We start from the raw sequence: 12,036 nt of genomic DNA, 5'->3' as shown, positions 1-12,036 counted from the left end.
GTTGGCCGGGGGTTTTCCCCCCGCGCTTGGACGTCGGCCAGGCGCGGGCCGGGCCCCGGGGGCGGCATGGCCCGACAGGCCCGCGCCGCCCGCCCGTCCCGTCTTCACCGCGCGCGCTCTCTCCAAGGTGTATGGCGAAGGCCCCACCGCGGTGCACGCGCTGCGCGGCGTGGACCTGGACGTCATGCCCGGCGAGTTCGTGGTGCTGCTGGGTGCCTCGGGCAGCGGCAAGAGCACGCTGCTCAACATACTGGGCGGGCTGGACGCGCCCAGCGGCGGCTCGGCCCAATGGACGCACGACGGTCAGACGCATGAGCTGGCCGGCGCCAGCGACGCCGAGCTCACGCGTTACCGGCGCGAGCACGTGGGCTTCGTGTTCCAGTTCTACAACCTCATCGCCAGCCTCACCGCGCGCGAGAACGTGGCCCTGGTGACCGACCTGGCCACCGACCCGATGGCGCCCGAGGACGCGCTCGCGCTGGTGGACCTGGGCGAGCGCATGGACCACTTCGCTTCGCAGCTCTCGGGCGGCGAGCAGCAGCGCGTGGCGATCGCGCGCGCCATCGCCAAGCGCCCCGCCGTGCTGCTGTGCGACGAGCCCACGGGCGCGCTGGACTGCGCCACCGGCGTGCGCGTGCTCGAGGCCATCGAGCGCGTGAACCGCGAGCTGGGCACCACCACCGTGGTCATCACGCACAACGCGCCGATCGCGCAGATGGCCGATCGTGTGCTGCGCCTGGCCGACGGGCGCATCGCCTCGGCGCAAGCCAACCCGCACAAGGCCGCGGCGGCGACGCTGAGCTGGTGAGGCCCAGGACATGCGCGCGATCCACATCAAGCTCGGCCGCGACCTGTGGCGTCTGCGCGCGCAGGTGCTCACCATCGCCATGGTGGTGGCCATCGGGGTGGGCGGCTTCGTGGGGCTGTTCTCGGTGCATGCCTCGCTGCTGGCGGCGCGCGACCATTTCTACACCGGCCATCGGCTGGCCGATGTGTTTGTCACGCTCAAGCGCGCGCCGCTGACGCTGCGCGAGCGCATCGCCGACATCCCTGGCGTGGCCGAGGTGAAGACCGGCCTGGCCTTCGATGCGCGCCTGGATCTGGGCGACCCGGGCCCGCCCGTCACCGGCCGCTTCGTGGCGCTGGACCTGGCGCGCGTGCAGCGTGGCCAGCAGGGCCTCAACGCCCTGCGCCTGCGCGAAGGCCGCTGGCCCGAGGCCGGCACCACGCTGGAAGCCCTGGTGAGCGAGGCCTTCGCCAAGGCGCGCGGGCTCAAGCCCGGCGACCGTGCGCAGGCCGTGCTCAATGGCCGCCTGCAGACGGTGCACGTCGTGGGCCTGGCGATCTCGCCCGAGTACGTGTTCGCTTCGGGCGGCGCGGCACCGGACGAGCGCAGTTTCGGCATCTGGTGGACCGACGCCCGGCGCCTGGGCGAGCTGCTGGACCTGCAGGGTGCCTTCAACCAGGCCGCCTTGCGGCTGGACGCGGGCGCCTCCACGGACGCCGTCATCACCGCGCTGGACCGCCTGCTGGAACCCTATGGATCGCTGGGCGCGGTGGCGCGCGCCGACCAGCTCTCGGCGCGCGTGGTGGACGACGAACTCGACCAGTTGCGCGTGATGGGCACGGTGCTGCCGGCGATCTTCCTCGCGGTGGCGATGTTCATCCTCAACGGCGTGCTCGCGCGCCAGGTGGCCACGCAGCGCCCGCAGATCGCCGCGCTCAAGGCGCTGGGCTACGACGACGCCGCGATCGGCGGGCACTACCTGCAGTTCGCCCTGGTGGTGGCCGCACTGGGCGTGCTCGGCGGGCTTGTGCTCAGTGCCGTCATCGGCCGGCTCATGCTCGGCCTGTACGAGCCAGTGTTCCGCTTCGACGCCCTGGCCTATCGCACCTCGCTGGCGGTGGTGGGGGTGTCGGGCGTGTTCACCTTGCTCGCCGCCGCGCTGGGCACCTGGACCGCCATCCGCGCCGTGGTGCGGCTGCGCCCCGCGCAGGCCATGCTGCCACCGGCGCCGCCGCACTACCGGCGCACGCTGCTGGAGCGCCTGGCGGGCCGGCGCGTGCGCGCCGCCCTGCTGCTGGTGCTGCGCGACGTGGAGCACCGGCCCTGGCGCACCGCCTTCACCGTGGGCGGCGTGGCCATGGCCATGGCCTTGCAGATCTCGGGCGCGTTCTGGCTCGACGCCATCGCCCACATCGTGGATGTGCAGTTCCGCCAGGTGCAGCCGGGCGACGTGGTGCTGCATTTCGAGCCGCCGGCCAATGCCATGGTCCTGTCCGAACTGCGCCGCCTGCCCGGCGTGCTGCAGGCCGAGGGCTACCGCAGCGAGGCCGTGCGCCTGCACCACGGCGCGCGCTGGAAGGACGCCGGCCTCAGCGGCCTGCCGGCCGGCGCGCGGCTGCAGCGCGTGGTGGACGACCCGCGCGGCGCGGTGGAACTGCCCGACGAGGGCATCGTGCTGTCGCAATTGCTGGCACGCGCGCTGGACGCGCGCGCGGGCGACACGGTGACACTGGCGTTTCGCACCGGCCACCGACGCCAGGTCGACCTGCCGGTGGTGGGGGTGGTGCACACCCTCATGGGGCAGCAGGCCTTCATGCGGCTGGGCACCTTGCAGCGCATCGCGCGCGACGGCCACGGCGTGTCCGAAGCGGTGCTGCAGGTGGAGCCCGGCGAGCGGCAGGCCTTCTGGGCCGCGGTGAAGGCCGCGCCCGCGGTGCGCGCGGTGTTCGACAAGCGCTCGGTGCAGCAGACTTTCGACGAACGCACCCAGCACAACATGGGCGCCTTCAGCGCCATCCTCACGCTGTTCGCCGTGGCCATGGCGGTGGGCATCACCTACAACGCCGCGCGCATCGCGCTGTCCGAGCGCGCCTGGGACCTGGCCAGCCTGCGGGTGCTGGGCATGACGCGCGCCGAGGTGTCGGTGCTGCTGCTGGGCCAGCTCGCGGTGGAGTTGCTGCTGGCCTTGCCGCTGGGGCTGCTCGCCGGGCGGGCGCTGGCCGGGTTGCTGATGCGCCTGATGTCCTCGGACAACATCGACTTTCCCGTGATCATCGCGACGTCCACCTACGCGTGGGCGGCGCTCATCGTGCTGGCCGCCGGTGCGGCCAGTGCCCTGCTGGTGCGCCGCCACATCGATCGGCTCGATCTGGTGGCCGTTCTGAAGGTGCGCGAATGAAGCACAACGACAAACCCACTGCCCGGCGACGCGTCTGGCTGTTCGCCGGTGCGGCAACCCTGGCCGTCGCGGCGCTGCTGGCCTGGGCCCTGCGGCCGGCGGCCCTGCCCGTGGAGACCGCCACGCTGCAGCGTGGTGCCTTCGAGCAGGCCATCGAGGAAGACGGCGTGCTGCGGCTGCTGCAGCGCTACACCGTGGCGGCGCCCACCGCCGGCGAGTTGTTGCGGCCCGGCATGAAAGTGGGCGACACCGTGGCCGAGGGCGAGCCGCTGGTGGTGCTGCGGCCGACCGCGCCGTCGATGATCGACAGCCGCACGCGCGGCGTGTTGCAACAGCGCGTGGGCAGTGCCGAGGCCGCGCTGGAGGCCGCAAAGTCCCAGGCCACGCGGGCGCAGGCTGCGCTGGCGCAGGCCGAGCTGGACGCCCGCCGCACCGAAGAGCTGGCGCGTGCGCAATTCGTGGCGCCCTCGGCGCGCGAGCAGTCGCAGCTCAACCTGACGGCCGCGCGCCAGGCGCTGGCCGGCGCGCAGGCGGAACAGCGGGTGGCCGCCTACGGATGGAACGAGGCGCGCGCTGCGTTGGCGCGCGCCGATGGCAGTGCGGCAGCCGACGAGGGCCTGTGGACGCTGCGCAGCCCGATCGCGGGCCGCGTGGTCGCGGTGCACCGCGACAGCGCGGGGCCTGTGAACGCGGGCCAGGCCTTGCTGGACCTGGGCGACACGACGCGGCTGGAGGCCATCGTGGACCTGCTCTCCGGCGACGCCGCGCGTGTGCCGATGGGCGCCGCCGTGACGCTGCAGGCGGGCAGCGGCCTGCCTGGCTTGCCGGGGCGCGTCACGCGCGTGGAGCCCGTGGCCTTCACCAAGGTGTCGGCGCTGGGCATCGAAGAGCAACGCGTGAACGTGCACGTGACCCCGGCCGCCCCGTGGCCGGATGCGCTGCCGCTGGGCGAGGGCTATCGCGTGGAGGCGCGCATCGTCACGCTCGCCCAGGCCGACGCGCTGCTGGTGCCCAATGCGGCGCTGGTGCGCGCGGGTGGGGGCTGGCAGGTCTTCGTGGTGGACGGCGACGGCCGCGCCCGCGAACGCGCCATCACCCTGGGGCCGCGCGGCACCGAACAGGCGGTGGTCACCGGCGGCGTGCAGGCCGGCGAGCGCGTGGTGCTGTACCCGGGCAGCGGCGTGTCCGACGGCCAGCGGGTGCAGAACGGCCGGCGCGTGCGGGAGCGGTGAGACAGGCGAGCGTGCGAAGGCAACTACGCCCGCAACGCCGCCCTGATCTCTTTCACCAGCGCCTGCCCCGACAGCGAAAGTGACCGACCGCGCTTGGTGACGATGCAGATATCGCGCGACACGCGAGGCGCCGTCAGCGGCAGCACCACCAGTTCTTCCGGCCGCGCCGCCCGCGCGTAGGCCGCCGGCATGATCGCGATGGCCATGCCGGCGCGCGTCATCCACAGAGCGGTGGACAGGAAGGTCACCTCGTGCACCACGCGCAGCCGCACGCCCGCGCGCGCCGCGCTGGCGTCGATCAGGGGCCGCACGCCGTAGCCCGGTCGCACGGTGATCACCGGGTGGCCGTCCAGGTCCGCCCAGCGCAGGCGCGCACGCCCGGCCAGCGGGTGCCCCGCCGGGCACACCACGGCCAGGTGGTCTCGCACCAGCGTCTCGGTCTCTACGTCCGCCCCCGCCTGTTCCGGCACGCCGATGCCGAAGTCCACCTGCTCGCCCACCACCCGCGCCACGAACTGGTCGGGCGCGCAGTCGTTGATGTCGACATGGATGCCCGGGTGCCGCTCGCGAAAGCGCACCACGGCCGCCGGGAGCAGCAGCTCGGCCAACGTGGGCGTCACGGCCACGCTCACGCGCCCGCGCCGCAGTTGCGACAGCTCCAGCGTGCCCGCGCCCAGGGCCTCGGCGTCGCGCAGGATGCGCTCGGCCAGCACGATGGCCTCGTGCGCGGCCTGCGTGGGCTGCAGGGTGCGCGTGGTGCGGTCGAACAGGCGCGCGCCCAGGCCGTCCTCCAGTTGCCGCAGCGACAGGCTCACCGCCGATTGCGTCACCGACAGCTGCTCGGCCGCCGCGCTCACCTTGCGCAGGTGGTACACGGCCGCGAAGGCGCGCAACTGGCGCATGCTGGGAAGGAAGCGGCTCTCGTTATTCATGAGTTGAAATGATAAATCGTTCGATAAGTTTCGCTTTACGCATGAATGGGGAGCGGGTTGAATGGCGGGCGGATATCCACCACCAGAACCAGGAGACAAGTCGATGAAGACCCCCCACCTGCGGCGCGCGCTGTGCGCGGCCCTTGGCGGCGCCACGCTGCTCGCCTTCGCCAGCCCCGCACTCGCCCAGGACGCCGCCTGGCCCACCAAGCCCATCCGCGTGATCGTGACCTTCCCGCCCGGCGGCAGCGCCGACGCCATCGTGCGCGCCATCGCCCCGCGCGTGAGTGAGAAGCTGGGCCAGCCGCTGGTGATCGAGAACCGCCCCGGCGCGGGCGGCAACATCGGCCTGACCGCCGTGGCCAAGGCCGAGCCCGACGGCCACACCGTGGGCCTGGGCGCGGCCGGCGCGCTGTCGGCCAACGTGAGTCTGTACCCGCAGATGCCCTACGACCCGATCAAGGACTTCAAACCGGTCTCGATGGTCGCGGTCATTCCCTTCGTCTTCGTGGGCCACCCTTCGGTGGGCGTGCGCACGCAGGCCGAGCTCATCGCCCTGGCCAAGCGCGACCCGAGCAAGCTCACCCTGGGCCATGGTGGCAACGGCACGGCCATGCACCTCACGGCCTCGCTGTTCGACCAGATGGCGGGCACGAAGATCGTGCAGGTGGCCTACCGCGGCTCCGGCCCGGCCGCCGTGGACGCGCTGGCCGGCCAGATCCCGCTGGCCGTGACCGACCTGCCCGCCGCGCTGCCGCACATCCGCGCGGGCAAGCTGCAGGCCTTCTCCGTCACCAGCGCCAAACGCGTGCCCGCCCTGCCCGACGTGCCCACCGTGGCCGAGGCCGGCCTGCCGGGCTACGAATCCGTGGGCTGGTTCGGCATCGTCGCGCCCGCCGCCACGCCCGACGCCGTCGTCACCAAGCTCAACGCGGCCCTGGCCGACGCGCTCAACGACCCGGCCACGCAGGCCACCATCCGCGGCCTCGGCGTGGAGCCCGCGCCCACCACGCCCAAGGCCTTTGGCGACTACATCAAGTCCGAGACCACCAAGTGGGCCAAGGTGATCCGCACCGCCGGCATCAAGCTCGAATGAACCCCTCCTCTCCCATGCCAGAACCGATCGACATCAGCACCGACGTGCTCATCGTGGGCGCCGGCCCCGTGGGCCTGACGCTCGCCATGGACCTCGCCGGGCGCGGCGTGCGCGTCACCATCGCCGAGCTGCGCGCGTACAAGGAGCCGCCCAGCGTGAAGTGCAACCACGTGGCCTCGCGCACCATGGAGCGCTTCCGCCAACTCGGCGTGGCCGACAAGCTGCGCCAGGCCGGCCTGCCCGACACGCACCCCAACGACGTCGTGTTCCGCACCGCGATGACGGGCATCGAGCTCACGCGCATCCCCATCCCCAACCGGCTGGAGCGCTTCACCGACAACGGCGGGCCCGACACCTGGTGGCCCACGGCCGAGCCGCCACACCGCATCAACCAGATCTACCTGGAGCCCATCCTGCTGGAGCACGCGGCGTCGCTGCCGAACGTGACGCTGCTCAACCGCACGCGCGTGGACGGCTTCGAGCAGGACGAGGACGGCGTGATGGCCACGCTCACCGGCCTGGACGACGGCACGACACGAACGGTGCGCGCGCGCTTCCTGGTGGGCTGCGACGGCGGCGCCTCCGGCGTGCGCAAGGCCATCGGCGCGCAGTTCGAGGGCACCGCCGTCATCCAGCGCGTGCAGTCCACCTACATCCGCGCCAAGGACCTGCTGAGCCGCCTGCCCGGCAAGCCCGCCTGGTGCTACTACTCCGTCAACCCGCGCCGCTGCGGCACGGCCTTCGCCATCGACGGCCATGAGACCTGGCTGGTGCACAACCACCTCAACCCGCACGAGACCGAGTTCGATTCGGTGGACCGCGACCAGAGCATCCGCCACATCCTGGGCGTGGGCGACGACTTCGAATACGAGGTGATCTCCAAGGAAGACTGGGTGGGCCGCCGCCTGGTGGCCAACCGCTTCCGCGACCGGCGCGTGTTCATCGCCGGCGACGCCGCGCACCTGTGGGTGCCCTACGCGGGCTACGGCATGAACGCCGGCATCGCCGACGCGCTGAACCTGTCGTGGCTGCTGGCCGCGCAGGTGCAGGGCTGGGCCGATGCGGCCATGCTCGACGCCTACGAGGCCGAGCGCCAGCCCATCACCGAGCAGGTCTCGCGCTTCGCGATGGACCACGCGCAGAAGATGATCAAGGCGCGCAGCGCGGTACCGGCGAACATCGAAGCGCCCGACGCGAACGGCGAAGCCGCGCGCGCACTGATCGGCGACGAGGCCTACCAGCTCAACGTGCAGCAGTTCTGCTGCGCGGGCCTGAACTACGGCTACTACTACACGGGCTCGCCCATCATCGCGGCCGACGGCGAACAGCCGCCCGCCTACACCATGGGCGGCTTCACCCCGTCCACGGTGCCGGGTTGCCGCGCGCCGCATTTCTGGCTGGCGGATGGGCGCTCGCTCTACGACGCTTTCGGCGCGGGCTACACGCTGCTGGTCACCCAGGCGGGCGCGAACGCGCAAGCCCTGGTGGATGCGGCCGCCGCGGCCGGCGTGCCGCTGCGCGTGCTCGACATCTCCGGCGAGCCGCAGCGCCCGTCCGAATACCGCCACGCCCTGCTGATGTGCCGGCCCGACCAGCACGTGGTGTGGCGCGGCGAGACGGTGCCGGCGGATTCGCGCGCCCTGGTGGCGCTGCTGCGGGGCGCGGGCCGCACCACGGGCGCGAGTCCCGCCACCGCACCCGCCTCCGCGCTGGCCTGAGCCCGCGCACCGCCACCGCCGGCCCCCGGGCCGGCGGCTGGCTCTGCCGTGTACATTGGCGCTCCCCGCGCGCCACCCTGACACGACATGGACCTCCCTTCCCACCAATTGAGCATGACCGTGCTCATGACGCCCGACATGGCCAACTTCTCGGGCAACGTGCACGGCGGCACCATCCTCAAGCTGCTGGACCAGGTGGCCTATGCCTGCGCCGCGCGCTACGCCGGCCGCTACGTGGTCACGCTCTCGGTCGATCAGGTGATGTTCCTGCAGCCCATCCACGTGGGTGAGCTCGTCACCTTCCTCGCCTCGGTCAACCACACCGGCACCTCGTCCATGGAGATCGGCATCAAGGTGGTGGCCGAGAACATCCGTTCGCAGGTGGTGCGGCACGCCAACAGCTGCTTCTTCACCATGGTGGCGGTCGGTGACGACGGCAAGGCCGTGCCCGTGCCGCCGCTCAAGCCCAGCACGCCCGACGAGCACCGCCGCCACGCCGCGGCGCGGGTGCGCAAGCAACTGCGCCAGGAATTCGCGCAGCGCACGGAGGCCCTGCGCCAGGCCGGTTGAGCACCGCAGGGGCGCTCGCGCCCCTGCGTACACTCCGGGCATCCCATGAGCCCGCAAGACTACGTCCAGCAGAAGGCCGCCGCCTCCGGCAGCAGCTTCTACTACGCCTTCCTCTTCCTGCCGCCCGAGCGGCGCGCCGCCATCACGGCCTTCTATGCCTTCTGCCGCGAAGTGGACGACGTGGTGGACGAGGTGAGCGACGCGGGCGTGGCGCAGACCAAGCTGGCCTGGTGGCGCGGTGAAGTGGCGCAGGCGTACGCCGGCCAGCCCAGCCACCCCGTCACGCAGGCGCTCATGCCACTGGCCGGTGCCTACGGCATCGAGGCGCGCCACCTGCTGGGCGTCATCGACGGCTGCCAGATGGACCTGGAGCAGAGCCGCTACCTCGACTTCGGCAACCTGCAGCGCTACTGCCATCTCGTCGCGGGCCTCGTGGGCGAGGTCGCCGCGCGCATCTTCGGCCAGACGCAGGCGCAGACCACCGACTACGCGCACCGCATGGGCCTGGCCTTCCAGCTCACCAACATCATTCGCGACGTCGGTGAGGACGCGGTGCGCGGGCGCATCTACCTGCCCATCGACGAGCTGCAGCGCTTCGACGTGAAGGCGCATGAGCTGCTGCGCCGCGGCCCGGCGGCCGGCGCCGACGCGGCCGACTTCGAGCGCCGCTTCACCGCGCTCATGGCCTTCCAGTGCGAACGCGCGCTGGCCACGTACGACGAGGCACTGGCCCTGCTGCCCGACGCCGACCGCCGCCACCAGAAGCCCGGGCTCATGATGGCCAGCATCTACCGCACCTTGCTGCGCGAGATCGCGGCCGAGCCGCTGCTGGTGCTCACGCGCCGCGTGAGCCTGACGCCGCTGCGCAAGTTCTGGCTCGCCTGGAAGGTGCAGGCGCTGGGGCGCCTGTGAACCCCGTCAACGTCGCCATCGTCGGCGGCGGCTGGGCCGGCTGCGCCGCCGCCGTGGCCGCCGCGCAAGGTGGCGCGCGGGTCACGCTGTTCGAGATCACGCACACCCTGGGCGGGCGCGCGCGCCGGCTCGACATCGCCCACCCCGATAGCGAGCCGCTGTGGCTGGACAACGGCCAGCACATCCTCATCGGCGCCTACACGGCCACACTGGCCTTCATGCGCAACGTGGGCGTGGACCCGCACGAGGCGCTGCTCGCCACGCCGCTGTCCCTGCGCTTCGCCGATGGCCTGGGCCTGGCGGTGCCCCCCTGGGCTGCGCGCTGGCCGGCGCCGCTGGACGCGCTGGCCGCCATGCTCGGCGCACGCGGCTGGCGCTCGGCCGAGCGCATCGCCCTGCTGCGCGTGTCGCTGCGCTGGCGCGCGCGAGGCTTCGCCTGCGGGCCAGCCGACACCGTGGCCAGCGTGTGCGCCGGCCTGCCCCCGCGCGTGATGGACGAGCTGATCGAGCCGCTGTGCGTGTCGGCTCTGAACCTGCCGGCCGCGCAGGCCAGTGGCGCGGTGTTCCTGCGCGTGCTGCGCGACGCGCTGTTCGGCCAAGGCGCGCCGGGCTTCGCGCCGTCGGCGCTGCTGCTGCCGCGACATGACCTGTCGGCCCTCGGCCCCGACCCCGCCGCGCACTGGCTGCGCGAGCGCGGCCACACCGTGCACCTGGGCCGGCGCATCGAACGCATCGACGCCGACGACGGCGGCTGGCGGCTCAGCGGCGAGGGGCAGGCCGAGCGCTTCGACTGTGTGGTCTGGGCCACGCACGCCAGCGCGGCGGCCCACGCGCTGAGTGACATCGCGCCCACCTGGGCCAGCGCAACGGCGGCGCTCGGCCACACCGCCATCACCACGGTCTATGCGCTGGGGCCGCGCCACCAGCCGCTGGCTGCGCCCATGCTCGCGCTGCGCAGCGGGCCCGCCCAGTTCGTGTTCGACCGGGGGCAACTGCGCGCGGCCGACGCCGGCGTGCTGGCCTTCGTGCTGAGCCACAGCGGGGGCGAACGCGAGGACCTGCAGGCGGCCACGCTGGAGCAGGCGCGCGAGCAACTCGGTCTCGTCGGCCTGATCCCGCTGCGCACCATCACCGAGCGCCGCGCCACCTTCGCCTGCACGCCGGGCCTCGTGCGCCCCTCTGGCGCGGTCGCGCCGGGCCTGTGGGCCGCGGGCGACTTCGTCGACGGCCCCTACCCCGCCACCATCGAAGGCGCGGTGCGCAGCGGCCAGGCGGCGGGCCGTGGGGCCGCGCTTGGGCGCTGAATTCGCGTGATTCTTGACGCAGGCCGGCCTGGCGGGCCGCTGCGCCTCTCGGCACGCCGCGACGAGGCTGTTAACCTCTGGCCTTCGGGGGGAACCTGGGCCGCGCGAGCGGCTCCCATCCCCTTTCGCTTTTTCATGACCCGAGGAAAGGAGCCCATCGCCATGCCGGTCACCACCGTTGCACGATCCCTGTTCCGCGGCCTGTTCGCCCTGAGTCTGGGTGTGGCCGCCATCAGCGCCAATGCCCAGAACATGGTCAGCATCAGCGGCAGCACCGTGAACATGCGCGACGGCCCGGGCCTGAAAAGCACCGTGCTGTGGGAACTGCGGCGCGGCTTTCCGCTGCAGGTGACGGAGCGGCGCGGCGACTGGCTCGCGGTGAAGGACTTCGAGGGCGACACCGGCTGGGTGGCGCGCTCGCTCACCTCCGACGAGCCGCACCACATCGTCACCAGCAAGATCCTCAACGTGCGCAGCGGCCCCGGCACGAACAACGAAGTGGTGACGCAGGCCCAGTACGGCGAACTGCTCAAGACTCTGGAGAAGCGTGACGACTGGGTGCGCGTGGAGCGCGAGACGGGCGAGTCCGGCTGGGTGGCCGAGCGCCTGGTCTGGGGCTGGTGAGCCGCGCGCGGCCGAACGCTCAGTCCTCGCTGAGGTAGCCGCGCGCCAGCTGCTCTTGCTGGTTGTCGAAGATGGCCATGGCCGTCTTCATGCGCAGGAAGCCGAACTTGCGATAGAACGGCTCCTTGCCGGGCACGGCGTACAGGATGATCTTCTTGTGCCCGCGGGAGCGCTCCACCAGGTGCGCCACGATCTGCTTGCCCAGACCCGTGCCCTGGTGGCCGGGCAGCACGGCAATGTCGCAGATGTACGAACAATCCGCGCCGTCCGCCAGCGCGCGACCCGCGCCGACCAGGCGACCGTCCTCGAACACGAAGCACTTGAACAGGCTGTTGCCGAACACGGTGCGCAAGCGCTCGGGCGGTTTGTCGCCCAGCGGCGCCGCGCGGTAGAGCGCGGACAGTTCCGCCCAGTCGATGCCGTCAACGTCCTCTCGCCAGTCGAATGCCATGCCGCCCTCCTT

At 72.4% G+C, this 12,036-nt stretch carries 11 protein-coding genes; 9 read left to right on the top strand and 2 right to left on the bottom strand.

The annotated features are described in order from the left end of the window. Nucleotides 1-127 precede the first annotated feature (127 nt). From BN948_RS16710 to BN948_RS16700, 3 genes are read left to right on the top strand one after another with little or no spacing between them, the layout of a single operon-like run. Nucleotides 128-808 (top strand): ABC transporter ATP-binding protein, encoded by a 681-nt coding sequence (locus tag BN948_RS16710; RefSeq protein ID WP_051756161.1) that lies wholly within the window; start codon nucleotides 128-130, stop codon nucleotides 806-808. Between the two features lie 10 nt (nucleotides 809-818). Continuing rightward, on the top strand, nucleotides 819-3,185 hold the full coding sequence (locus tag BN948_RS16705) for an ABC transporter permease (RefSeq protein WP_009518342.1): 2,367 nt from the start codon (nucleotides 819-821) through the stop codon (nucleotides 3,183-3,185). After that, complete coding sequence (locus BN948_RS16700) at nucleotides 3,182-4,417, top strand: efflux RND transporter periplasmic adaptor subunit (RefSeq protein WP_009518341.1); 1,236 nt, start codon at nucleotides 3,182-3,184, stop codon at nucleotides 4,415-4,417. The genes BN948_RS16705 and BN948_RS16700 overlap by 4 nt, the downstream gene beginning before the upstream one ends. Nucleotides 4,418-4,440: 23 nt before the next feature. On the opposite strand, the gene BN948_RS16695 is transcribed toward BN948_RS16700, so the two are convergent. After that, a complete protein-coding gene (locus tag BN948_RS16695; RefSeq protein WP_009518340.1) occupies nucleotides 4,441-5,349 on the bottom strand; it encodes a LysR family transcriptional regulator in 909 nt (302 codons plus the stop codon). A gap of 103 nt (nucleotides 5,350-5,452) precedes the next feature. On the opposite strand from BN948_RS16695, the gene BN948_RS16690 reads away from it, so the two are divergent. The 6 genes from BN948_RS16690 to BN948_RS16665 all read left to right on the top strand — a co-directional run bounded on the left by BN948_RS16690 (nucleotide 5,453) and on the right by BN948_RS16665 (nucleotide 11,573). Then, complete coding sequence (locus tag BN948_RS16690) at nucleotides 5,453-6,445, top strand: Bug family tripartite tricarboxylate transporter substrate binding protein (protein WP_009518339.1); 993 nt, start codon at nucleotides 5,453-5,455, stop codon at nucleotides 6,443-6,445. A gap of 14 nt (nucleotides 6,446-6,459) precedes the next feature. Next, nucleotides 6,460-8,163, top strand: coding sequence for an FAD-dependent oxidoreductase (locus tag BN948_RS16685; protein ID WP_138820303.1), 1,704 nt, complete (start codon nucleotides 6,460-6,462; stop codon nucleotides 8,161-8,163). Between the two features lie 87 nt (nucleotides 8,164-8,250). Beyond that, nucleotides 8,251-8,733, top strand: coding sequence for an acyl-CoA thioesterase (locus BN948_RS16680; protein ID WP_035622638.1), 483 nt, complete (start codon nucleotides 8,251-8,253; stop codon nucleotides 8,731-8,733). A 45-nt stretch (nucleotides 8,734-8,778) separates the two neighbouring features. Beyond that, the gene (gene hpnD, locus BN948_RS16675; RefSeq protein WP_009518336.1) at nucleotides 8,779-9,645 is read left to right on the top strand and encodes a presqualene diphosphate synthase HpnD; all 867 of its coding nucleotides are present in this window, start codon (nucleotides 8,779-8,781) and stop codon (nucleotides 9,643-9,645) included. Then, nucleotides 9,642-10,949: a hydroxysqualene dehydroxylase HpnE gene (gene hpnE, locus BN948_RS16670; RefSeq protein ID WP_009518335.1), complete on the top strand. Its 1,308-nt coding sequence runs from the start codon at nucleotides 9,642-9,644 to the stop codon at nucleotides 10,947-10,949. The genes hpnD and hpnE overlap by 4 nt, the downstream gene beginning before the upstream one ends. 162 nt (nucleotides 10,950-11,111) lie before the next feature. Continuing rightward, entirely contained in the window at nucleotides 11,112-11,573 is a 462-nt protein-coding gene (locus BN948_RS16665) for an SH3 domain-containing protein (protein ID WP_009518334.1), read from the top strand. 19 nt (nucleotides 11,574-11,592) lie between these two features. Here BN948_RS16665 and BN948_RS16660 read toward each other — a convergent pair whose 3' ends face one another. Then, nucleotides 11,593-12,024 (bottom strand): GNAT family N-acetyltransferase, encoded by a 432-nt coding sequence (locus BN948_RS16660; RefSeq protein WP_009518333.1) that lies wholly within the window; start codon nucleotides 12,022-12,024, stop codon nucleotides 11,593-11,595. Nucleotides 12,025-12,036: the final 12 nt, after the last annotated feature.

This window comes from Hydrogenophaga intermedia (assembly GCF_000723405.1).
Lineage (GTDB): Bacteria > Pseudomonadota > Gammaproteobacteria > Burkholderiales > Burkholderiaceae_C > Hydrogenophaga > Hydrogenophaga intermedia.
This window is presented reverse-complemented; position numbering and strand designations above follow the sequence as displayed.